At 58.2% G+C, this 25446-nt stretch carries 9 protein-coding genes; 2 read left to right on the top strand and 7 right to left on the bottom strand.

Annotation, left to right across the window (positions count from 1 at the left end; all coding sequences use genetic code 11):
- Positions 1-33: 33 nt before the first annotated feature.
- From AFK63_RS17520 to argC, 3 genes are all read right to left on the bottom strand, one after another.
- Complete coding sequence (locus tag AFK63_RS17520; protein ID WP_007754616.1) at positions 34-1251, bottom strand: argininosuccinate synthase; 1218 nt, start codon at positions 1249-1251, stop codon at positions 34-36.
- A 61-nt stretch (positions 1252-1312) separates the two neighbouring features.
- Complete coding sequence (argB, locus tag AFK63_RS17525; RefSeq protein WP_108695663.1) at positions 1313-2089, bottom strand: acetylglutamate kinase; 777 nt, start codon at positions 2087-2089, stop codon at positions 1313-1315.
- Positions 2090-2103: 14 nt separating this feature from the next.
- Positions 2104-3108, bottom strand: a complete 1005-nt coding sequence (argC, locus tag AFK63_RS17530; protein ID WP_038865926.1) for an N-acetyl-gamma-glutamyl-phosphate reductase — start codon at positions 3106-3108, stop codon at positions 2104-2106.
- A 180-nt stretch (positions 3109-3288) separates the two neighbouring features.
- Here argC and argE point away from each other — a divergent pair, with 180 nt between their 5' ends.
- Positions 3289-4440 (top strand): acetylornithine deacetylase, encoded by a 1152-nt coding sequence (gene argE, locus AFK63_RS17535; RefSeq protein WP_038865936.1) that lies wholly within the window; start codon positions 3289-3291, stop codon positions 4438-4440.
- A gap of 601 nt (positions 4441-5041) precedes the next feature.
- Positions 5042-7693 carry a phosphoenolpyruvate carboxylase gene (gene ppc, locus AFK63_RS17540; RefSeq protein WP_038865938.1) on the top strand — a complete coding sequence of 884 codons (2652 nt, stop codon included), beginning with the start codon at positions 5042-5044 and terminating at the stop codon, positions 7691-7693.
- Positions 7694-7993: 300 nt separating this feature from the next.
- On the opposite strand, the gene mqo is transcribed toward ppc, so the two are convergent.
- The 4 genes from mqo to AFK63_RS17560 form a co-directional block, all read right to left on the bottom strand.
- The gene (gene mqo, locus AFK63_RS17545) at positions 7994-9649 is read right to left on the bottom strand and encodes a malate dehydrogenase (quinone) (RefSeq protein WP_038865940.1); all 1656 of its coding nucleotides are present in this window, start codon (positions 9647-9649) and stop codon (positions 7994-7996) included.
- A 275-nt stretch (positions 9650-9924) separates the two neighbouring features.
- A complete protein-coding gene (locus AFK63_RS17550; RefSeq protein WP_038865942.1) occupies positions 9925-11214 on the bottom strand; it encodes a methyl-accepting chemotaxis protein in 1290 nt (429 codons plus the stop codon).
- Between the two features lie 728 nt (positions 11215-11942).
- Positions 11943-12551 carry a hypothetical protein gene (locus tag AFK63_RS17555; protein WP_038865952.1) on the bottom strand — a complete coding sequence of 203 codons (609 nt, stop codon included), beginning with the start codon at positions 12549-12551 and terminating at the stop codon, positions 11943-11945.
- Positions 12552-12553: 2 nt separating this feature from the next.
- Entirely contained in the window at positions 12554-25438 is a 12885-nt protein-coding gene (locus AFK63_RS17560) for a hemagglutinin repeat-containing protein (protein ID WP_050568187.1), read from the bottom strand.
- Positions 25439-25446 lie beyond the last annotated feature (8 nt).

Raw genomic sequence — 25446 nt, forward strand, 5'->3', positions numbered from 1 at the left:
CGTTAACGCCACCTGCCCTCGCGCAGCGGCAGATTACTTCTTCAGCTCGTTCAACGCGCGAATACGTGACGAGAGGGAGAACAGACGGATAAAGCCGCCCGCGTGGCTGTGGTCATACACTTCGTCTTCGCCAAAGGTCGCGAACTCTTCGTTATACAGGCTGTTCGGCGATTTCTTCTGAATAGCCGTCACCTGACCTTTATAGAGCTGCAACACCACTTCGCCATTCACCTGCTCGGCCAGCGACTGCGCCGCCGCCTGCAGAGACTGACGCAGCGGCGCGAACCAGCGCCCGTCATACACCACGTAAGACATCTCAAGGCCGACCTGCTCGCGCCATTTGAAACTGTCGCGATCCAGCACCAGTTGCTCTACGCCACGCAGCGCCGCCATCATGATGGTGCCGCCAGGGGTTTCGTAGCAGCCGCGAGACTTAATGCCCACCAGACGGTTTTCCACGATATCGATACGGCCCACGCCATGCTTCGCGCCAATCTTGTTCAGCACTTCCAGGCAGCCGAACGGAGAGAGGTGCTCGCCATTCACGGCGACTACGTTGCCTTTTTCTACGGTCACGGTCACCTGCTCCGGCTGATCCGGCGCTTCCAGCGGATCGACGGTCCAGACCCAGCAATCTTTGTTCGGGGCGTTCCACGGGCTTTCCAGCACGCCGCCTTCGGTAGAGATATGCCAGGCGTTCTCATCGCGGCTGTAGATTTTCTCAAGCGACGCGGTGGTCGGGATATCGCGCGCTTTCAGGTAATCCAGCAACGCTTCACGGGAACGCAGGTTCCACTCACGCCACGGGGCGATCACTTTCAGATGCGGGGCCAGCGCCGCCCAGGCGGATTCGAAACGCACCTGGTCGTTGCCTTTACCGGTCGCGCCGTGGCACAGCGCGTCAGCGCCGACTTTATTCGCCACGTCCACCAGCGCTTTGGCGATCAGCGGACGCGCCATCGAGGTGCCCAGCAGATAGCTGCCTTCATACAGCGCGCCGGTTTGCAGCACCGGGTAAACGTAATCTTTAATGAACTCTTCACGCGCATCGACCACATAGCACTCCGACGCGCCGGAGCGCAGCGCTTTCTGCTCAACGCCTTTCAGGTCGTCACGGTCCTGACCGATATCCACCACGCATGCGACCACGTCGCAGCCTTCATAGTTCTCTTTCAGCCACGGAATGATGGCGGAGGTATCAAGGCCGCCGGAGTAGGCGAGAACAACTTTTTTGATGCCGTGATTTTGCATTGTCTTTTTCCTTTAAAAATAGCTTCTGTGCGCTGACATATTCGCGTTCGACGACGCGTATTCAGGCCAGTATTCTGGTGCCGATAGATACACCGTTAAAGAGAGCGGGCAGCTGTTCCGCGTGGCGCCAGGAGGCGATATCCACCGGCCGGCCCAGCGTGCGGGCGGCGTCGAGTGCCGCATGCACTTTCACAATCATGCCGTCGGTGATAATGCCCTGCTCGATAAGCTGCTCAGCTTTGGCGGCGGTCATCTCGGCGATGCGCTGACCTTTGCCGTCCAGGATGCCGCTCACGTCGGAGAGCAGGATCAGGTCTGCGCCAAGGGTCGCCGCGAGCGCCGTGGCCGCCTGGTCGGCGTTGACGTTCATCAGGTCGCCGCTGTCGGTGACACCGATGGAGCTAATCACCGGCATAAAGCCGTTTTCCAGCAGCGTCGTGATTAATTTCGGCGAGCCCGGCTGCGCCTGGCCGACGTGGCCCAGCTCTTCATCCAGCGGCGTCACGCTCACGCTGTCGCCATCGCCCAGGAACAGGCCGACGGAAGCGATGCCGTGCTTTTTCGCCCAGGCGAGCAGCGTTTTGTTGGCGGTGCCCGCAAGCGCCCCGGTAATGATGTCAATCTGATCGGCAGGCGTGATGCGCAGGCCGTTCTTCTTTTTCACCGGCAGGTTGAGCTGCTTCATCAGGTCGTCAACAAGGCAGCCGCCGCCGTGAACGATGACCAGCGGGCGCTGATGCGCCTTGCGGTAGTTAACAAGGGCGGTAAACAGACGCTCCAGCGCCTCTTCGCTATCGAGCAACACGCCGCCTAACTTAATGATTAACGGGTTCATCATCACACCTGACTCGGTTAAATAAGAGACTGCGTTTCGGCAAAGCCAAAACGAATATTCATACATTGCACCGCCTGCGCGGCGGCGCCTTTCAGCAGGTTATCTTCCGTGGCGACCACGATCAGATGTTCGCCCTGCATGGCGAAGCCGATATCGCAAAACGGCAGGCCGACCACGTTTTTCAGCGCGGGCACGCCTTTGTCATACAGCCGCACCAGCGGTTTATCGGCGTAGGCGTCATTAAACGCGGCGGCTATCTGCGGCTCGCTCACGCCCGGCTTCAGGCGGCAGGTGATGGTTTCCAGAATGCCGCGCGGGAAGCTGCCGAGGTGCGGCGTGAAAATGACCGGCGTCCCCAGATGCGTGACGATTTCCGGATGATGCCGATGATTAAATATGCCGTAAGGTTGCAGGCTCACTTCGCAGAAGCTGTTGGAGATTGCCGCCTTGCGCCCCGCGCCGCTCACGCCGCTGGTGGCGTTGATCACCGGCCACTGGTTCAGATCCAGTAAATCCGCGTCGATCAGCGGTTTCAGCGAAAGCTGCGCCGCAGTCGGATAGCATCCCGGCACCGCGATCAGCGTCGCGTCTTTCAGCGCGTCGCGATTCCACTCCGCCAGGCCATACACCGCCTTCTCAAGGAGCTGCGGGTGCTGATGCGTGAACCCGTAGAATTTTTCATAGAACGCGGCGTCGTTAACGCGAAAGGCGCCGGAGAGGTCAAACACCACGCAGCCCTCGTCGAGAAACTGCGGCGCGAGATCGTGGCTCACCTCATGGGCTGTTGCGAGAAACACCACATCCACGCCATCGGTGAACTCGCGGATGTCGCTCATCGGCTGCAATGGCAGGTCGAGCACGCCTTTCAGCTGCGGATGCAAAGAGGAGATTAACTTTCCCGCATCATTGCTTTGCGCTGAGACCGTCAACGCGGTTATGTTCATATGCGGATGGCGATTCACGTAGGTCGCAAGCTCTGCGCCGGCATAACCACTGGCGCCAACAATCAGCGTGTTCAACATCGGGGCTGGATACCTTTTACCGTCATGTATTTCAGGCGCAGGCCTGAAGGCCGTTGCCGCGTCCGCGAGCGTATCGTCTTCACCGGAACCCGGCGGTTCCCTTACGCTCAACGTTAATGTATTTTTATTCACAAATACTGCATGAATATTGATACTATCACGACCTGAGGTCTGTCAACAGTGAAAATGAAATTACCGCCTTTTATCGAGATTTACCGCACGCTTATCGCCACGCCTTCCATCAGCGCCACCGACAGCGCGCTCGATCAGAGCAATGCGACTTTAATCAATCTGCTGGCAGGGTGGTTTGGCAGTCTCGGGTTCCAGGTCGAAGTACAACCGGTGCCCGGCACCCGCAATAAATTCAATATGCTGGCAAGCACCGGTAACGGCGCGGGCGGCCTGCTGCTGGCGGGGCATACCGATACCGTGCCTTTCGACGACGGGCGCTGGACGCGCGATCCGTTCACGCTGACCGAGCATGACAACAAACTGTTCGGGCTCGGCACCGCCGATATGAAAGGCTTTTTCGCTTTTATTCTCGACGCGCTGCGTGACGTGGATGTGACGCAGCTGAAAAAGCCGCTCTACATTCTGGCAACCGCCGATGAAGAAACCAGCATGGCGGGCGCGCGCTATTTCGCCGAGACCACCGCCCTGCGCCCGGACTGCGCGATTATCGGCGAGCCGACGTCGCTACAGCCGATTCGCGCCCATAAAGGCCATATCTCCAGCGCTATCCGCGTGCAGGGGCAATCCGGCCATTCCAGCGACCCGGAGCGCGGCGTCAACGCCATTGAGCTGATGCATGACGCCATCGGGCGCATCATGCAACTGCGCGATTCGCTCAAAGCGCGCTACCACTACGACGCGTTTACGGTGCCGTACCCGACCCTTAACCTCGGCCATATTCACGGCGGTGACGCCTCTAACCGCATCTGCGCCTGCTGCGAGCTGCATATGGATATTCGTCCGCTGCCGGGCATGACGCTGGATGATTTAAGCGGGTTGCTGAACGAGGCGCTGGAGCCGGTGAGCCTGCGCTGGCCGGGGCGCCTGACGGTGTTCGATCTGCATCCGCCTATCCCGGGTTACGAATGCCCGCCGGATCATAAACTGGTGCAGGTGGTGGAAAATCTGCTCGGCGCGCAAACCGATGTGGTGAACTACTGCACCGAAGCGCCGTTTATTCAGACGCTCTGCCCGACGCTGGTGTTAGGGCCGGGCTCGATAAATCAGGCCCACCAGCCGGACGAATATCTGGAAACACGATTTATCAAGCCGACCCGTGAATTGATTTCGCAGGTTGTGCATCATTTCTGCTGGCACTGAGTGACCTTGCGCCGTGGCGGGGCGCGCTCAACGCGATGAGGTGGGTACGCTATGCTTATCCACCTCATAAATATTGTGCCGCTTCACAGGACATGTAAGCGAAGCGCCCCCGCCACGCCAGTCGCCTTAACCACAACAGCCGATGAACCCCTTTTAACCGCGCGTGCCGCAGCCCATTCGACTACTTTTACTCTCCTTCACAGCGCGTATCACTACACATTGTTCCGCACGCCTGCACGCTATTTTCATAAGCGTTACTTATCAGCAATAACATGAATTAACTTTCATAAATTGCCGCACTTTATTCACCTGCTGAAGCGATTTCGCAGCAATTGACGAACGGGATTTCACATGGCTTTATAAAGTAAGAAGTCATTCAAGCCTGAACTTTCGGACGTAAGTAAAAGCTATCGCTTTTCAGTGTCCTGATTTTTTGCAGAACCTATACCACGGGATTTCCTGTTGCAGGAAGGCGGCAAGCCTGGTGACCCCCGGGAGCTTACATCGGTAAGTAACCGGGGTCGCAAGGGGCGGCCAGCGCCCCTGCGGCGCGAAAGACGACGGGTATTAAACATAATTGAGATGGGGTGTCTGGGGTTATATGAACGAACAATATTCCGCTTTGCGAAGCAATGTCAGTATGCTCGGCAAGTTGCTCGGGGATACCATCAAGGATGCGCTGGGAGAAAACATCCTTGACCGCGTAGAAACAATCCGCAAATTGTCGAAGTCTTCCCGTGCTGGCAATGAAGCAGACCGCCAGGCGCTGTTAACCACGCTGCAAAATCTTTCCAATGACGAACTGCTGCCGGTGGCCCGCGCGTTCAGCCAGTTCCTGAATCTGGCTAACACGGCCGAGCAATACCACAGCATCTCGCCAAAAGGCGAGGCCGCCAGCAACCCGGAAATTATCGCCCGTACCCTGCGTAAGCTCAAAGACCAGCCCACTATCAACGAAAACGCCATCCGCCAGGCCGTGGAAGCGCTGTCGCTGGAGCTGGTGCTGACCGCGCACCCGACTGAAATCACCCGCCGCACCCTGATCCACAAAATGGTCGAAGTGAATAACTGTTTAAAACAGCTCGACCACAAAGACATTGCCGATTATGAGCGCAACCAGATCATGCGCCGCCTGCGCCAACTGATTGCGCAGTCCTGGCATACTGACGAGATCCGTAAAAATCGCCCAAGCCCGGTGGATGAAGCCAAATGGGGCTTCGCCGTGGTGGAAAACAGCCTCTGGGAAGGCGTGCCGAATTATCTGCGTGAGCTTAACGAACAGCTCGAAGCGCATCTCGATTACAAGCTGCCGGTCGATTTCGTGCCGGTGCGTTTCACTTCCTGGATGGGCGGCGATCGCGACGGCAACCCGAATGTCACCGCCGATATCACCCGCCACGTCCTGCTGCTGAGCCGCTGGAAAGCAACCGATCTGTTCCTGAAAGATATCCAGGTGCTGATTTCCGAGCTCTCAATGGTGGAATGCAGCGACGCGCTGCGCGACTACGTTGGCACTGAAGGGGCGCAGGAGCCGTACCGCTATCTGCTTAAAGGGCTGCGCGCGCAGCTGCTGGCGACTCAGGGCTGGCTGGAAGCCCGCCTGAAGGGCCAGAAACTGCCGAAACCGCAGGGCCTGCTGACGCAGAACGAACAGCTCTGGGAACCGCTCTACGCCTGCTATCAGTCGCTGGTCTCCTGCGGGCTTGGGATCATCGCCAACGGCGAACTGCTCGACACCCTGCGCCGCGTCAAAGCGTTCGGCGTGCCGCTGGTGCGTATCGACATCCGTCAGGAGAGCACCCGCCACACCGAAGCGCTGGGTGAGCTGACCCGCTATCTCGGCATCGGCGACTATGAAAGCTGGTCGGAAGCCGATAAACAGGCGTTCCTTATCCGCGAGCTGAATTCCAAACGCCCGCTGCTGCCGCGCCAGTGGGAGCCGAGCGACAACACCCGCGAAGTGCTCGACACCTGTAAAGTCATCGCCGAAGCGCCGAAAGGCTCGATCGCCGCTTATGTCATCTCGATGGCGAAAACGCCGTCCGACGTGCTGGCCGTCCACCTGCTGCTGAAAGAGGCGGGTATTGGCTTCGCGCTGCCGGTCGCGCCGCTGTTTGAAACGCTCGACGATCTGAACAACGCCAACGATGTCATGACCCAGTTGCTGAACATCGACTGGTATCGTGGTTTCATTCAGGGCAAACAGATGGTGATGATTGGCTATTCCGACTCCGCGAAAGACGCGGGCGTGATGGCCGCTTCCTGGGCGCAATACCAGGCGCAGGACGCGCTCATCAAAACCTGCGAGAAAGCGGGCATCGCGCTCACGCTCTTTCATGGTCGCGGCGGCTCTATTGGCCGCGGCGGCGCGCCCGCCCATGCGGCGCTGCTCTCTCAGCCGCCAGGCAGCCTGAAAGGCGGTCTGCGCGTCACCGAACAGGGCGAGATGATCCGCTTTAAATACGGTCTGCCGGAAGTCACCATCAGCAGCCTGTCGCTCTACACCAGCGCGATTCTGGAAGCGAACCTGCTGCCGCCGCCGGAGCCGAAAGCCGCCTGGCGACACATCATGGATGAGCTGTCCGATATCTCCTGCGCCATGTACCGCGGCTACGTGCGCGAAAACAAAGACTTCGTGCCGTATTTCCGTTCGGCTACGCCGGAGCAGGAGCTGGGCAAACTGCCGCTCGGCTCGCGTCCGGCGAAGCGCCGTCCGACCGGCGGCGTGGAATCGCTGCGCGCCATTCCGTGGATTTTCGCCTGGACCCAGAACCGTCTGATGCTGCCCGCCTGGCTTGGCGCCGGCGCCGCGCTGCAAAAAGTGGTCGAAGACGGTAAGCAGGACGAGCTGGAAACCATGTGCCGCGACTGGCCGTTCTTCTCCACACGCCTCGGCATGCTGGAGATGGTCTTTGCCAAAGCGGATCTGTGGCTGGCGGACTATTACGATCAGCGACTGGTGAAACCGGAGCTCTGGCCGCTCGGACAGGAGCTGCGCCAGTTGCTGGAAGCCGATATCAAAGTGGTGCTCGATATCGCCAACGACTCGCACCTGATGGCGGATCTGCCGTGGATTGCCGAGTCCATCCAGCTGCGTAACATCTATACCGACCCGCTGAACGTGCTGCAGGCGGAGCTGCTGCACCGCTCGCGCCAGGCGGAAGAAGAAGGCAAGCCAGCAGACCCATGCGTGGAGCAGGCGCTGATGGTCACCATCGCGGGCGTCGCGGCGGGTATGCGTAACACCGGCTAATCACACGCTTCACAGAGACAAAACGCCCCGGCATGCCGGGGCTTTTTTATGGCAGCGCTACAGGCCGCTCACCATGCTGACGCTGGCTTCACTTCGCGGTCCGCTGTCGCTGACATGCGTGTAACCGCCAGTAGCCTTGGCGGCGAACACATCGCACCGGGCCGCCCTGTACCGCAAAGCAACCCACGCCGGCACTCGCTTTGCGGTCTGGCTACCGTGCCCGGATGAGGCCCGGCGGCATAACCGCAGCCAAAAAAGAAGGGAGGCCAGTGGCCTCCCTTTGCGTAACATCCGTTTTGCTTACAGCGCCATATCGTGCTGCGGGCTTGCAGCCTGCGCCGGTTTGGCTTCCGGCAGCTTCTGCTGCGCGTCTTTCATCTGGATCACCGGCGGTTTGGTGAGCTGCAGCGTCGCGGCAGTCTCATCCCATACCTGCTGGGTCAGCGCCACGTTGCCGTTCAGCTTCTGACCGTAGCTCGGTACGATTTCACGCAGCTTCGCCTGCCACGCTTCTGATTTGAACTGCTCCGGGAAGAGCTGCTTAATCACGTTGATGGAGATAGGTGCCGCCGTTGACGCGCCAGGCGAGGCACCCAGCAGCGCGGCCAGGGTTTTCTGCTGGTCGGTGACGATTTCCGTACCGAGTTTCAGCACACCGCCTTTCTCCGGGTCTTTCTTGATGATCTGCACACGCTGACCAGCCTGGATAAGCTTCCAGTCTTCTTTGCGCGCTGACGGGTAGTACTCTTTCAGCGCTTCAAAACGGTCGTCGTCGCTCAGCATGACCTGACCAATCAGGTATTTCACCAGATCAAAATTATCCAGGCCCACATCGGTCATCGGCATGAAGTTTTTAGTGGTGGTGGTGCTCAGCAGATCGAAGAAAGAGCCGTTTTTCAGGAACTTGGTCGAGAAGGTCGCGAACGGCCCGAACAGCACAACGCGTTTGCCGTCCAGGAAACGGGCGTCAAGGTGCGGCACCGACATCGGCGGCGCGCCAACGGAGGCCTGACCATAGACTTTCTCGCCATGCTGACGCGCGATATCCGGGTTCTCAGAGACCAGGAACGAGCCGCCGACCGGGAAGCCCGCGTAGTTGTCCGCCTCCGGAATGCCGGTTTTTTGCAGTAGCTTCAGCGCGCCGCCGCCTGCGCCGATGAACACATATTTCGCGTCCACGGCATGCTCTTTCCCGGTGTTAACGTCGGTGATGGTGACGTGCCAGGAGTTATCGGCGTTGCGTTTGAAATCGGTGACTTCAGAAGACGTTTCCAGCTTGAAGTTGCTGGTTTTCTTCAGGCTGCCCACCAGCTGACGGGTGATTTCGCCATAGTTCACGTCGGTGCCGACCGGTGTCCAGGTCGCGGCTACGCGCTGCTTAGGATCGCGCCCTTCGATAATCAGCGGTGCCCACTTTTTGATCTGGCTCTGATCGGTGGAGAACTCCATGCCCTGGAACAGCGTGGTCTGCTGCAGCGCTTTGTAGCGTTTCGCCAGGTAATCAACGTTATCGCCCCAGACGAAGCTCATGTGCGGCGTGGAGTTAATAAAGGAGTGCGGATCGTTCAGCACGCCGCGCTTCACCTGAGAAGACCAGAACTGGCGCGAAATCATAAACGCCTCGTTGATCTCCAGCGCTTTGCTGACGTCAATCGAGCCATCGGCGCGCTCCGGCGTGTAGTTCAGCTCCATATTTGCGGAGTGACCCGTACCGGCGTTATTCCAGCCGTTAGAGGATTCGAGCGCCACGCCGTCGAGTTTTTCCACCATTAACTGTTTCCAGTCCGGCTGGATCTCCTGAAGGACAGTGCCGAGCGACGCGCTCATGATGCCGCCGCCAATCAGCAGGACATCGGTTTTTTCCGTGGTGTTCTGCGCGTAAGCGGCTGAACTGACAAGTAATGCAATAAGAGAGAAAGCGGGAGCCTGCTTTCTGCTAAAGAGATTTTTAGACATCACGATCAACTATCATTGAAAAATTAGCTGATTATTTTAACGCAACAATTAAAGTTTTAAAAATATTAAAACAAAAAATTAACAACCATAGCGACCGTGAGGTTATATCGGACGTTTCGCAGGTACTCACCGAAAATAGCGCGCTTTCATTTCGTTAAAATAACCCGCCGTTTCCGGATGCGTCTCCAGGAAACAGCCAGGCATAACCTTACCCGGAATATTACGCGCTAAAACACTACAGTCGTTGCGTTTATTCGTGTTACCACGGTGAATCGTCAGGCATTAATGACCTTGCCGATCGCGTTAACCGCTTCGAGAATATTTTTGGCGTAGCCTTCAATCTCTTTAGTCAGCGTCAACGCCTCGCGTGAAATAGCCGTGGTGGATGCCACCTCTTTGCCGCTGCGACAGATAGAATCCAGCGCGCTTTTCGTCAGATAATCGTTCTGCTCGGTGATGCGCGTTATTTTCCCGGTCGCGTCGTCAATACGGTCCGCCAGCGATTTCACTTCGGTGGCGACAACGGAAAATCCTTTACCGGCATCGCCCGCGCGCGCCGCTTCTACCGAGGCGTTTAATGACAACAATTTAGTCTGGGTTGCTATCTGCGCGATAACCGACGACAGATCCATAATGCTTTCGGAATCATTTTTCAGGTTGGTGACGATGCCGATAACCTGCTCCATATTGCTCTGGATATTTTCCATTGCCGATACGCAGTCATCTAAGGTCTTTCTTATCTCAACCGTTTTGGTCAGCGTTTCGCGGGAAACGGCTTCCGCCCTTTCGGTAGCCTGACGCTCGTCACGGCTTTTCATTACTTCAGCGGTCACGTCATAAGCAAATTTCACTACGCGATAGAGACGGCCTTTATCGTCAAAAACCGGGCTGTAGCTGGCGCGCAGCCAGAGTTCCTGACGGTGTTTGGTGATGCGGCGGAAGTCGCCCGAGGCGAATTCGCCGTGGTTCAACTTGCGCCAGAAATCCGCGTATTCCGCGCTCATCGCGTACTCGCGCTCACAGAAGATACGGTGATGCTTGCCGATGATTTCGTTGAGTGTGTATCCGGACGCCTTACAGAAGTTCTCGTTCGCCGAGACGATGTGCCCGTCCGGCGTAAACTCAATAATCGCCATAGAGCGGTGCGCCGCTTTAAGAATAGCCTCTTTGTTCAGCGCGTCATGGATCCTAGCCGAGATATCGCGCGCCAGCTTAAGAACATACTCTACGTTATTGTTTTTGCCGATAACCGGAATATAGTTCGCCTCCAGCCACATTTCGCTGCCATCTTTTTTATAGCGCAGGAATTTATCGCTGAAGGTTTCGCCGCGCCCAAGCCGCTGCCAGAACTGACGATATTCAGGGCTGGCGGCATATTCCGGCGAGCAGAAAATGCGGTGATGTTTACCCACCAGTTCGGTAAGCGAATATCCCATGGCGTTCTGAAAAGCCGGGTTCGCTTCCACAATCGTGCCATCGGGGCGGAAAAGAATAACCGCCATATGTTCTTTTACCGCTGTAAACGCCGCGTTGTTTTTTAAAATATTGGTTATCGTGCTAATCATTATTGCTATCCAGGAAGGTTTCTTACACAGCATATCGGCAATAATGATTAAGGCATAACGTCTATTTTTATATCGCTACGATAGCTGCCACCCCTGGTATTCTTAATAAGACAAAATCAAAACGTAATAAAAGGCGTGCTCGCAGTCGGAAATAGCAGTGGCGAGCTTAAACCTCCCGGAAGGAAGCGAAAAAGCGCTCTGATTTCGCTTAAGAGAAAACAAACTGTACAGACGCCATTTACATTGTACACGTTTGTGACAGGCTGAAATATATGTTTTGTAACAATCGCGTTAACGTCACACAAAAAAGGAGGCTTGCGCCTCCTCTCTGTAAGCCCGCAAGGGTTACACGGTTTTTAGTTCCAGCATTAGCGCAGTGACACCCATGCTTTCGTCCTCGGTCGTACGAGTAGGGTTAGATACCGTATCAGCCGCTCCTGCGATGGTCCGGGACATTGCTGCGAGCTGTGAAGTTGCCAGGTTGCGCTTACTGAACCGTCTGTGAGAAGTAGCGTTACATCCATAGTCCTGGTAAGCGTTTGTATTATGAATATGCACACTTCGCTTGCGACTCACGGACGTTTTACGTCGTCACGTTCGCCAACCCTGACCGTTCTTATCGTTCTGTTCGCAAAGAGCGGCGCTTCCAGCCGTTTTCCTGGCCCCCTTCAATGATAGGGAAGTCAGCATTCATCGCGGCTTTGCATTTTTCAAAGAGCGCCACAGAGTTAGCCAGGAGAAAAAACTGCCGGGAAATAATCATTAATTTTATCGTTATCCAGTACCCGATCAACCGTGAAATCAAGGGTGCTTGATACCGCTATACCACTGCGAAGCGCGGGCGGAAAATCTTTAACCGAAGCAAATTTTGTGGGCACTATATATCTGAAATAATCGCCCATTTTAGTTTCACCTTCATATCCAAAAGGATAGTCTTGTCCCGGAGAAGAGCCTTCTACTCCCCAGTAAATAAACAACCCTTTATTAATAGCCAGGTTAGCATCGCTGTATTTCCCTGTTTTCGCCCACTCATTTTTTAATTTATTTATCACATATTCTTTATTGAGATTCTCCCTGAAACGCCATGCTGAGAATAAATCCACCGTAAAATCGCCGCATTTATCAGCAGGATAAGTTGAATAATCAGATGACTCTTCCCAGACGAACTCACTCATACTGTCAAGCAGTGCTTCAACATTATCAATGCACAACAATGCCTTAGGTAAATATCCAAAGCAGTTGTTAAGCATAAGGCTAACACGCCCGTATTTATCAGCGGCAAACCAGGTATAAATGCTACCAAATTCCGGCATCCATTCTACGTTTAAGTTGTTCATTTTTAATTACCTTTAGGCCATGTTACTTGACAGTTTTCGCATGGAGGGATAACAGCGTCTGCGGGAATTGTCTCTTTCTTCCAGATATCACGCGGTCTAACCGCTTCTGTAAACTTTATCGTGGCAGGATCTGCACCTTGTCTAATCAACTGATCGGCAGCCGATACTTCTGCACAAGCACCCGCCTTATTTTTACAAAAACTGGTAAACTCTCCAACGCTTACACCTAACTTATCTTCAATATATTTTACAGTCTTTGGATCCAGCAATTCGGCTGAAACATTAGCATTGCTGCTACCTATTGCTGTTTTGCCGGTTACAGGATCATACGCTCCTACCATAGTAGCATTTTTGCTGGCCTGCGTTTTAGAAGTGAATTTGTTTATTTCACCTACTAATTGCTCTTTTGTCTGTTGAGCAAGACTTTCGACATGAGAAACATTTGTTTGTGCAGAATGGGAGGCCTGTTCAATAATTCCGCTTAATGTTTCTTTAGAAATTTTCTGCCCAGTTTGTTTCTCAACCATTATCACAGCACTCATTTCAGAGAGCTGATCTAACAATTCTTTGCTTATCTTGCCTGTTGCGAGTACGCCAAAACCGGTTGGTAGCGCATCTCCCATCCCTGCTTCGGTCGCCCAAATGGTGACCTGATTGGCGCACAGAACTGGGTTAGCCGCGCAGGCAGTAGCGGCGGCCTGCGCGCTAGCTACCAGAGCCGGCGTTACAGTAATTGCCGCAGCACCGCTTATCCCGCCCCCTAATGCTAAAGCAATCGCTTTGTTAACCGCTTGTCCGCGCTTACACGCCGCACCGCCAGCATCTGTTGCACAGGAAAGGATGTCTTTACCATGCTCCTGAACAAAGATCGTATGACCCGGTTCTGTTCCTCCCATCAGGTTATTTTCGACGGTGGTTTTGCCGATCTGGGCACCAGCGGTTGCCGTCGCTGAGTTGTCTCCAACCAGACCGCCAGCAAGACCAGCGGCCAGCGTAGCCAGAGCGCTTACGTTCTGCTTTTGCTGCTCGTCCAGTTCACCAACTTGCTTGTTATACACATCGAGAGCGAGCTTCCCGACAATTTCGCCTGTTGCCGCACTGGCTGCGGCTGCAGCTGCATCTTTGTGCGTTGCCGCTGCCAGCGCGGCGTTCACCACAGCATGTGCAATAACTTTTGCGGTATCGTCTTTAACGTTTTGTCCAATGAGGTAAGCAATTTCCGGCGCGGCGGCGCCCGCCAGCGCAGATTTAATGTCACCTCCCGCTAGCACCTGTACCGTCGCCGTCGCAGCGGAGATGCCACGTTGCAGCGCGCTGCCCGTACCATATTGAGCCTCTGCGGTTTTACCTGCCTGATCAGCAATCTCTTTAGCAGTTGGATTAAGATTGCCAAGCCCAACCAGCGTCTCTTTCGCCGCCTTCAGTGCGTCCGGGTCCTTCTTCGCTTTCTCTTTGGCAATTTCTCCATTTGTCCGAACGATATCTGCTACCTGGCTACCAATCTCACCAATCAACTGTGCGGCCTGCAGGCGGTTCTGCTCTTTTTCCTTGTTGAATATTGGGCTGATGCTGTCATTAGCATGTTCCGTATCGCGGCTTAAGTTAACCAGCTCCTGCTGCTGGTTCACCTGGTCCCGAATAACAATGGCGCCGTCTGAAATCGCCGCCTGCGTGGTGCCCTGCGCATGGCCGCTGCTGCCAACGCCCGCCACCACATTACTGGCAAGGTTGCTGGCCACGTTTTTGAGCATGCTGGCGCCAGCGCTAATGCCACCACCGGAGTGGCTGACCTTGTAATCGGCTTCGTTGCTGATATCGCTAAAGCCGAGCGTGCCAGTATCCAGACGGTTTTTATCTGCCGTGGCGGTGGAGGCGATCACCGCGCCATCGAGCTGCGTATGGTTGCCGACGGTGATATCGAAGCCGCCTTTACCTGCATAAATACCGGACTGCTCCGCCACGCTGTCGAAGGTGCTGTGCATCTTGTCCTGGCTTAGGTTCAGGTAGCCGGAACCGGTCATTAAGCCGAAGGTGAAGCTGCCGCCCGCGCCGAAGCTGGTCTGCTTGCTGTCGTAGCGGTTGCTGTCCTGCTGGCTGGCGAGGGTCAGGTCGCGGTCCACGTCTGCCACCACTTTGTCGCCATTCACCTGTGCGCCAGTAAGCGTGGTGTCGCGACCGCTTTGCAGTTTGACCGTGCCGCCGCTGTCTACCGTCGTTTCGCTCCAGCGGATGCCGTTGCCTTTGTCGTGCCCTTTCGCCGCGTTCACATTGGCGAATACGCTAATGCCACCGCCGTTGCTGCCGCCGCCGATGCTTACGCCGATACCGCCGCCGCTGCTGCTGTTTTTGCCGGTGGTTTTCTCGGTATTCGCCGCGCCGGTAAGCAGAATGTCATTCGCCGCGCTCAGCGTCGTGTCGCCTCCCGCCTTCAACTGGCTACCGCCGATGAGGATATCGCCGCTGTTGGCGCTGCCGCCTTTGCCGGTCGCGTTAATGGCAAGGTTATTCCCGGCATTCAGCGTGCTGCCTGATACCGTGTCGGTCTCCTGATGCTGCTGCGATTTTGATTTCTGGCTGGTAAGCGAAACGCTGACGCCAAAGCCGTTGCTCGGGTCGTTTGTCGCCTGTAGCAGATCTGAACCCTGAGAAGCCTGATAGCCTGAAAGCGCCGCTTTGGTGGCCTGCAACGCCGCTACCCGTCTGTCGCTGCTCTCTTTCGCCGACTGCGCGGCGCTCACGGCGCTGTTAAGCACGCTGCCCACCACGCCCGAAAGCGCCAGCGTCAACCCGCTGGATTTCTGCTCGAACTTCTCGTCACGGGTGCGTTTGTCGTGGCCCGGCTCGATCACTACGCTGTCGCCGGTAATCGCCAGGTCTTTGCCTGCGATAAGATCCGCGCCGCCCACGTGCGCCTGATTGCCTGCGGTAACCGTCACGTTGCCGCCCGTCGAGCCCACCGTGCTGGCGCTCTGGCTCTGGGTGGTGCCTTTCTCGCGCAGGTCGTGGGTAGTTTTGCTGCTGCCGATGGTGAAGCCGATGCCGCCGGAACTCATCAGGCCGCTTTTCTTCGTCTCTTTGAAATTCCAGGAGGTATCGGTATTGGTGGCGGCGACAATATCCACATTGTTGCCCGCGCCAAGCGCCACGTTGCCGTCACCCGCAACAGCGGAGCCCTGCACAAGCAGGTTATTGCCCGCAGAAACCTGCACGTTGTCGCCAGAAAGCAGCGTGCCTGCTTCGCGTGTGGCGCTGGTCTCCTGAATGGTGTGGGTGGTTTTCTTGCTCAGGAATCCTTTTTTGGTCTTGGTCTGCTCTTTGTAGTAGTAATCGCTCTCGGTGGCGGTGGTGAGGTTAACGTCGCGGCCTGCCGCCACGCCGATATCGCCCTGCGCGGTGACCTGCGCCGCCTGCGCGTTCACATCCTGCCCGGCGACAATCACCGTGTTGCCGCCGCTCGCGATCTCAGTGCCCTGCTGGCGCACCGACTCATTAATGACGGTCTTTTTCTTCGATTTTAAGCTATGAATTTCTGTCGCCGCTTCTGACAGCAAAGAAATATCTTTGCCTGCATTAAGAACTACATTATGTGCGGTGCTGATCACACTCGCGCTTACGGTGAGATTATCGCGAGCCTTGATCGCCAGATTACCGCCTGCCGTAATAGTGCTTCCCTGATAATTTATTGAAATATCGTGTGTGATCGTTTTTTTACGATATCCCGACTGGCTTAAGCTGTTATTAGTTTGATTGGCTATAACAGCTATGTCGCCCCAGGCATTCATTAATAAGTCATGACCAGATGACAGCGTCGCGCCAGTAATAGCGATATTTTTTTCTGCCGTTAAGCTTAATGAGTTCTGCGCATTAATTGAGGCCGTGTTACCCAAAGTAGTGTCTTTAATATTTAAGTAATGAGTGCCTTTTCTTTCACTAAGCTCATATTGCTTAGCCAGCGTGATGTTATTAATGCTGCCGTCCAGGCTCTCAAGCTGTACGGCTTTGCCATTAATGGCGGAGCTGATGTTATTGATATCACTGATGGCGCTAAGGTTGAGATCGCCGCCCGCTGTCATCAGCCCGTCGTTGAGGTTGCTGATGCTGTTCTGGCTGTCGAGGCTGAGGTTGTTCTTCGCCACCAGCGTGCTACCGCTGTTGGTGATGCTGCCGCCCTGCAGGCTGACGTTGTTGCCCGCGATGACGCTGCCGTTGTTCACCGTCACATCTTTCGGCGACAGGTATATTTTCGGGATCATCACCGTTTCGCCGTTGATGGTCGCGGTTTCCCACCACAAGATGCTGTGATCAAGCGCCGCCAACTGGCCGGCGGTGAGCGACACGCCGAATTTGAGGCCGAGAGCATGCTGCGCCGAGGCGGCGTTATCCATCAGATAGCGCATCTGTTCGAGATCGGAGCCGATGCCGTTGAGGTAGCGGTTGCCGGTCTGGTTCAGCAGGTAATTGCTGACGTAGCGGGTGTCGAATGCCGCATCGCCAAGGAAGCGGTAATCGTAATCCGGGTTCAGATTAAGGCGGCCCAGCATGTAAGAGGAGCCAAGGAACTGCTTCTCATCGGTATAAACGGCGCGCGTCTCCTGCGGCGCCGTCGTGCCCGGCTGCACGCTCGCGAGCGCTCCTACGTCCGGGCGCACACCAGAGAGCGCGCGTGTGGAAGGTTGCAGGCCCAACAAGGCGTTCAGGTCACCGAATAAAGAAGGGTCGAGCTGCCCAAGCCCGTTGAGTTGCGGGTTAACAGTGATGAGGTACGGGCTTTTCGGGTTGGTGGAAACTACAAAATAGCCGTTGTCACCGGAGGGCAGCGGGTAGGCGCTGGTGTCCACCGCCTTGCCCTGGTACTGCCCCAGCGCGCTGCCTTTAGCGTTATTAAGCTCTGCGGTGGTCACCCCCGCGTCCGCAAGGCTGCTCACGCTGCCGAGACTGGCGCTGCCCTTCTGCGTGGTAGAAATGGTGGCAAGCGACGCGTTTTCCGAGCTGTTTGTCTCCAGCGCGCCGACGCCGACGATCTGCTGCAACGCGCCCTGGAGCTGATCTTTCCACTGCGGCGAGTTCACCGCCACCGACCCGGCGTTGATCAGGTTCTTTTTTGTAATGTTGCCGCTAACGCTCTGGTTGCTCAGAGTATTAAGCGACGGAGCTGAAATAGTGTTATGGACGCCGCCGCCATAATCTGTAGTTGATGTATTACTTATGTTTTTAGTGAAATTTGCATTTAAATTACCGCTAGCATATATGACTGAGCGGAAGGCCTGATCAGTAGTACGAGTTTCATACTTGGGAGCTCCGGCTAACTTATAAGTAACCCTACGATTGTTATCGTTGCCTGATGCAGGCATCCCTTCAATGCTTGAAACCTTCGCAAGTTTTCCCGAATAGGTATAAACCTTATATTCGTCTTCCGCGTAACCAAAATAGGATTGATTATTTAGTGTCTCGCCAGAAAGATTGATAACATTTCCTGCCAATAAATTACTGGCCTGGTTATTGAGGTTTTTTGCATGAATAGAAAGATTATGGTTTGCAGAAATACGGGACGCGCCGCCATTTGCAGTCACATTAACAAGAGTTGTACCTACTAAAAATCTTTGCGTTGCGCCTTTTTTTGTAGGAGCAACTGTTGAAAAACCATTTCCTCCGCCAGCACTATTTACGACCTTGTAATAGTAACCCCACTCATCTGCGGGAAGGGTTGTAGGCTTGACGCTGATTGAGGATGCACCACTTGCCGCAGGACTTCCTGTTGCTGCCTGGTAACTACGGGACTCACTCAACCCATCCCTGGTATTCAACAAATGCTCGGTATTGATCGTGATATCGCCGTTTTGCGTCTCGATCGTCCCTGAGGTATTGACCACTTCCGCATTCGCATTGCCCGCGCCGTCGCGCTGCATCCACAGGCTGTTGCCCGCGAGAATATCGCCGCGCTGGTTGGTGATGCTGTTGGCGTAAAGCGCCAGGTTGTTGGCCGCATAAAGCAGCGCGGTGTTGATGATGGAGCCCGGCCCGCTCAGCGTCAGGCTGCCGCGGGTGCCGGTAAAACCGTTTACGGTGATGTTGCTGCCGCTGTTAATGGCGATATCGCCGCCGCCCTGAATCGACCCCGCGCCATTAAGCGCTACCGCGCTGCCGCTGAGGGTGCTTGCGCCGCTGCCGGTGGTGATTTGCTTATTGTTGGTGAGCATGCCGCCCGCGCTGACGTTCACCGCCTGGCCCTGCATCACGCTCTGGTTATCAATCGCCCCGTTGCTGGTCAGCGTCAGCGTTCTACCCGCCGCCAGCGCGGTTTTGTTGGTATAAGCGTTAGTCAGTTTCAGCGTCAGGTCGCCCAGCGCCACCACCTGCCCCAGCGAGTCGAAGCCGTTGCTGCCAAGCCACAGGTTGCCGGCGCTGAAGAGCTTGCCTGCGGCGGACTGGTTAACCTGGCCTGCGTTCACGTTAAGCTGGCTGGTGCCGAGCAGCGTGCCGTTGTTGTTCAACTGGCTGTAGTTAACGGCAAGCGTGCCGCCCTGGGTCGTGCCCTGGTTGGTGAACTGGCTGCCGGTAAGCGTCGCCTGGTCCGCAAGCCAGGTGCCGCCGTTGGTGGCGTTGGCCGCGTTCAGGATCAGGTTGCTCGCCTGTAGCCAGCCGGTGCCGGTGTACTGCGGCGTGGTGAGCGTTAGCGTCGCGCCGGAAAGCAGCTTGCCATTGTTATAAGCCTGCGACGCGGCGTCCAGGCGGGTGTCGCCGCCGCCCTGCATCAGCCCGTAGTTGAACAGTTCAGGCGTGGTGACCGTCAGCCCCTGCTGGCTGACAATCTCCCCGCCCGTGTTGTTGGTCAGCCTGCCGCTCAGGCTGAACGTGGCGCCGTTATCGCCCTGCAACCGACCGCTGTTGTTCAGCGCCCCGGTGGTGACGCCAAGCGTATTGCCCTGTAGCTTGCCGAGGTTGGTGACGGAAGCGGCGCTCAGGTTCAGCGCGCCGCCGGTGAGCAACGAGCGCCCCGCCTGCTGGCTGAACGCGCCGTTCAGCGTCACGGTCAGCCCGTTCACGCCGCTGGTGTCGCCGTCGTTGTTGAAGCTGTTGCCGCTGAGCGTCAGGTTTTTCGCCGCCCATTGCCCCTGATTAGTGAGCGACAGCGCGGAGAGCGCCGCGTTGCCCATCGCGGTAATTTTGCTGCCGGCGGTGGAATTAAGCGTGTTCGCCAGCGTCATCTGCAATGCATCGGCGCTTTGCACCGCGCCGCTGTTGGCGAGCGACTGCGCATTCAGGATCACGTTCTGACCCTGCCAGTTGCCGGCGTTAGTGACCGTGCCGGAGGTGATTTTTAGCGTGCCCTGGGTCAGCAGCGCGCCGCTCGCGCCGTTGATCAGCTCCTGCTGCGGGGCGGCCATCAGCATGCGCGCCATCAGGCGCTGCTGCGCTTCCAGCGTCAGGCTTTGCAGGCCGGTCAGCGTCCCCTGGTTGTTGATGCTGGCCTGGTGCAGCGCGAGGGTTTTCCCCTGCACCGCGCCGCGGTTCTTCAGGCTCTGGCCGTCGAGCGTGGCATTGCCTTCGCTAAGCAACTGCCCGCCGTTGTCGATAAGCTGCGCTGCAAAGGAAGCGTCGCCCTTGCTCATCGCGGAGCCTGTGTTGGCGAGCGTGCCGCCCACGTCCGCCGTGAGGTTGCCAAGGCTCAGCAGCGAGCCGCCGTGCGTCCAGCCGCTGGCGTTCACCTCCACGCCCTGCCCCTGTAAGGTGCCGAGCGTGTTGAGCTGCCCGGCGTTCAGCGCCAGCGCGCCGCCGGTAAGGGTGCGGGAAGCCGCGCCCGTGGTCAGGGTATCGCCCGTTAAGGTCAGGTTTTTAGCGCCCTGCCACAGCCCGTCGTTGCTGAGCGTGGCGGCGTTGAGGGTTAATGTATCGCCCGCGATGCGCCCGGGGTTAATGAGGCTGCCCGCCGTCAGGCCCAGCGCGCCGTTACTCTGGATCTGCCCGCTGTTGTTAAGCGCGCCGGTGAAAGCGCCGGTCAGCGCCGAGGCGCCAGTCAGCACGCCGCTGTTGTTGAGAGTGCTTGCGGTAAGGCCCAGCGTGGCGCCCTGCATGGCGCCCGCGTTGGTCAGCGCGCCGCCGTTAAAGGTTAACGCGCCGCCGGAAAGCCATTTGCCCGCCGCGTCGTTGGTAATGGTGTTTGCCGTCGCGTCTGCCTGGCCGTTACCCTGGATAAGACCGCTGTTGCGGATCGCCGTGCCGCCAAGTGTCAGCGTCTGGCCCGCCAGCGTGCCGCCGTTGGTGAGCGTCGCGGCGCTGAGCGCGCTCTGGCCTTTCGCCACCAGCCCGCCCTGGTTGTCGAGCGTGTCGGCAAGGGTGAAGTTAAGGGAATCCGCCTGGATATCGCCGCCGTTAACGAGCGTTTTGCCCTTCAGCGTAAAGCCGCTGGTTGCCAGCAGCAGCCCCTGGTTTTGCAGGCTGTTAAGATCGAGATTCAGTCCGCTGGCGCTGATAAGCTGCCCGTTCTGGCCGTTTAACAGGTCGCGGGTGGCGAGCGCCAGGCTTTCATTGCCCTGAATCAGGCCGTTATTGGTCAGCTGCGGCGCGCTAAGCGTAACGCTTTTCGCCGCCAGCTGGCCGTCGTTAAAGAGCTGCGCGGCGGCGAGTTCAAACAGGTTCTGGCTTAGCAGCGCCCCCTGATTGTCTGCCCGTCCGCTGATGCTGGCGTTGAGGCTGTCCAGCGCCTGCGCGCTCCCGCTGTTGCGTAGCGTATCCGCCGTGAGCGTGGCGCTGCGGGCCTGAAGCTGGCCCTGGTTGTCGAGCGTTTTGCCAGTAAGGGTGAGCGTTTCGCCGCCCGTCGCCTGGCCCTGTGCCAGGTTGGTAAAGGCGTTGCCGTCCCAGTTCAGGGCGCTGCTGCCCTGCAACAGACCGCTGTTTTGCAAATCGCCGTGCAGCGCCAGCACTTTCGCCATCAGCGCGCCGCGGTTATCAAGGGTTTTCGCGCGCAGATCCATAGCCTGCTGGCTCAGGGCCTTGCCCTGGTTGCTGAACGCGCCGCTCACTTTCGCCGTCAGCCCCGCTTCGCCGAGCGCGTTGCCGCTGTTGATCCACTCGCCCGTCGCCAGGTTCAGGGTTTTCCCCTGCAACAGCCCGGCGTTGGTGAGCCGATCGTTTTGCAGTTCCAGCGCGCCGCCAGAAAGCAGCGCCCCGCCCTGCTGGTTATCCAGCGTTTTGCCCGACGCATTAAGGGATGCCGCGCCCTGCAACGTGCCGCTGTTGGTGATAGCGAAGGCGTCTGCGCGCAGGTCGCTCGCTGCCAGCAGCCCGCTGTTGATAAGCTCCGGCGCAGCGATCGTGAAGCCGTTGTCGGCAATTATCCGCCCGGTGTTGGCGGCCTTGCCGCTCAGGTTGAGCAGCAGGTCGGTGGCGCTCAGTTCGCCATCGTTGCCAAGGGTCGCGCCCTGTAAATCGAGCGTGCCGCCAGTGCGCAGCGCGCCGCTGTTGCTGGTCTGTTGCGCGGTGACGGTCAGCCCGCCGTCGCCCTGGGCTTCGCCCCGGTTCGTCAGCGTATCGGTCGTCAGGGAGAGGGTTTTCGCCGCCAGCAGGCCGCTGTTATCAATCAACAGGCCATTCAGGGTCAGGTTATTATCCGCCAGCAGGCGTCCGTCCGCGTTGTTGATAAGCGTGGCGTAACCGCTGCGGAGGTTAACGCCGTTGATCTCGCCTGAATTGATCAGCTGGTCGCCTTTGAGGATCAGGTCGCGATCGGTGGTGATCAGGCCGCTGTTATTCAGCGTCGGCAGGCTCAGCGTCAGGTTCTGCGCGCTGTAGAGCGTGCCGCCCGCGAGGTTGTCCAGCGTATCGGTTTGCAGGTTCAGCAGGTCGGCGCCCTGCACCAGCCCGCTGTTGGTAAAATGGTTGCCGCGTAGCGCCAGCGTATCGGCCGCCAGCGTGCCGCTGTTGGTGAGGCTTTCGCCATCCAGCGTGAGCGCGCCCGCCTTTACGCCGCCGCTGTTAATGAGGGTTTGCGCCCCCAGGGCCAGCGTATCGGCCAGCAGCGCGCCGCGGTTAGTTATGCTGTCGCCGCTCAGGGTTAAGGTGGTGGATTCCAGCGTGCCGCTGTTGGTCACCGATTGCGGCGCGGTGAAAGTGATGCTGCTGGCGTTGGATTTGCCGCTGTGGTCAATCTGCTGCGCCGTCACGCCGAACGCGCCTTTCGCCGCCTGGGTGCCGCCAAGCTGGGCCGTCGCGGCCTGTAGCGTCAGGTCGTTATCGCTTTGCAGATGCGCGTCCGCGCCCGTAGTAACCGTCTCGCCGCGCACGTCGAGCGCGCCGCTGGCAATCACCTGGCCGTTGATGTCGGCTTTCTGCCCTGCCGCCAGGCGCACGTCGCCCTGGCTTGTGACGAGCGAACCTTTGCCGCTGGCAATCTCTTCTGCGTCCACCGTCAGGTTTTTTGCGCCGGAAAGCGTGCCGTTTTGCTCAAGCGTGGCGGTGTTCACCGCAAGCGCGCCGTCGGCGAGCAGGCTGCCGCCGTTGCGCAGCGTCTCCTGCGCGGTGATCCGGGCGTCGCCTTTCGCGCCAAGCGCGCCTTGCTGGGCGAGGTTTTTGACATGGATATCCAGCGCGCCGCCGCTTTGCAGCGTGCCGCTGTTTTCCAGCGCGTCGCCCTTCAGGGTAACGCCGTTGCCCTGCAATAAGCCGCTGTTGTTAAGGCTGGTGGTCTGCGCATCAAGACGGCCATTGGCCGCCAGCTGGCCTTCGTTCACCACCTTCCGGCCTGTAATAAGCGCGTCGTTGCCTGCGTTTACCTCTCCCTGGTTGTGAATATCGCCGCCGTTCAGGCGCACGTTTGCTTTCGCCCCGGCGCGACTGCCAGCGTCCAGCGACATTTGCGTGCCGGTGAGGGTGAGATCGTTACCCGCAGTGAGGGCGCTGCCGGTTGCGGTCAGTTCGCCGTTGCTCGTAAAGAGGGCATTTGCGCCGCTGCCAGCCGTGGCGTTATCCAGCAGGAGGCGTTGCCCGCCCGTCAGGCTCAGCGCGCCCTGCCCGGAGAGGCTGGCGTTGCGCACTGCCAGCGCATTGCCGGTCAGCGTTACGTCGCGGTTGGCAATGAGCGAGCCGCCCGTTATGTCAAGCGCGCCGCCGCTGCTGAGCGTGGCGCTCAGGCCGCTGCCTGCGGTGGCGTTCTCAAGCAGTAAATCCTGCCCGGCGGAGAGCGTCAGCGCGCCTTTGCCGGAAAGCGAGCCGCCGCGAACAGCCAGCGCGCCGCCGTTCAGCAGCAGGTCGCTGCCTGCGGTGAGCGAGCCGCCCGTCACCGCAAGCTGGCCGTTGCTTGTCAGGGTAGCGTAAGTGCCGCTGCCCGCTTTGGCGTTTTCAAGCGACAGCCCCTGGAGGCCGGTGAGATCGAGCGCGCCATGAGCCGACAGCGCGCCGCCGGAAATGGCGAGCGAGCCGCCGCTGAGCGCCAGATCGCTGCCTGCGGTGAGCGTACTGCCGGAAGAAGCGATTTGCCCGCCGCTGGTGAAAACGGCTTTTTCTTCGCCGCCTGCGGTGGTGTTTTCCAGCCGCATACTCTGGCTTGCGGAAACGTTGAGTCCTCCCCGGCTGGCGAGGCTGCCGCCCTCTACCTTCAGCGCGCCGTTGCTGTGCAGGCGGGTTTCGCCAGGGCCCACCAGGGTGGCGTTGCTGAGGGTGGCGTCCTGCTGGCTGGCGACAGTCAGCGCGCCGTTGCCGGAAACGCCGCCGCCGTTGATGTTCAGCCCGCCATGGCTGCTGAGCGTGGTGTTGCCCTGGCCTACCAGCGTAGCGTTAGCGAGCGCCGCATCCTGGCCGCTCGCCACATCAAGCGCGCCGCTGCTGGTCACGCCGCCGCCGTTAATCTGCAAACGGCCGTCGCTGGTCAGGCGCGCATCGCCGCCGCTGGCGAGCGTGGCGTTATCGAGCGTCATCGCCTGCGTACTGGCGACGCTCAGCGCGCCGCCCGTCTGGTGGCTGCCCGCCAGCGTCACCCCTTCGCCTTTCGCATTCAGCGAACCGCTGGCGAGGCTGTTTTTCACCGTCATCCGGCCGCTGGCGTCGAGCTGGATATCCCCCTGGCGCGCGTTAAGGTTGCCAAGGTTGACCCCGACCCCTTTTTCGCTGGACACCAGGCGAATGCGGTTGGCGTACATGCCGCCGAGCGCGCCGGTATCCACCGCTACCGTCGGCGCCGGGCCTTCGCCCGCTGTCGCCTGAAGGCTGCCGTCTGTTCCGACGCGGTTCGCGCCTGCGGTTACGCTGAGATCTTTCGCATGGATAGCGGCGTTCACTTCGGTCGCGCGGGCGATGATGGAAAGCGCGTCGCTCTGGCTGGCGTCCAGCCCCTGCCCTTCCACAGTGATGGCGCCTTTTGTGACATCCAGCGCCATCAGGTTGCCATTGGCGTCGAACTGCGGCTTGCCGGTGGTTAACGTCACATTCGGCGTGTTAATAAATCCGCAGCCGTTACAGGTGATGCCGTAGGGGTTCGCCACCATGACATTGGCCGCTTTGCCCGCGACCTCGGTATAGCCCTGCAATTGGGAGCGGCTGGCGCCCGTCACCTCGTTGATAATCCCCTTCGCTTCCAGCCCGGCCTTCAGATGCGGATTGTTCTGGATAAGCCCGCCCAGCAGGGTCTGGGTCAGCTGCCCGGTGGCGTTGTTGAGGATGAGCCCCTCTTTGCCGACGTTGTAATCCTGAAACTGGTTATGCGAAAGCCCCGCCGCATTCGGCGTGGCGATGTTGACAACCGGCACCCCGTTGCCCGCCTGGTCCATGGTGGTTTGCCCGGTCGGCGTCATCGCCGCCGCAAAGGCGGGCGCGACCGGCTGCCACACCAGCAGAACGCTAATGGTCCAGCTCAGCAGGCGTTTAGAAAGACTCACGGGAGGGTGACGGTTATCCATAATCGTTA

The organism is Cronobacter muytjensii ATCC 51329, from assembly GCF_001277195.1.
Classification (GTDB): Bacteria; Pseudomonadota; Gammaproteobacteria; order Enterobacterales; family Enterobacteriaceae; genus Cronobacter; species Cronobacter muytjensii.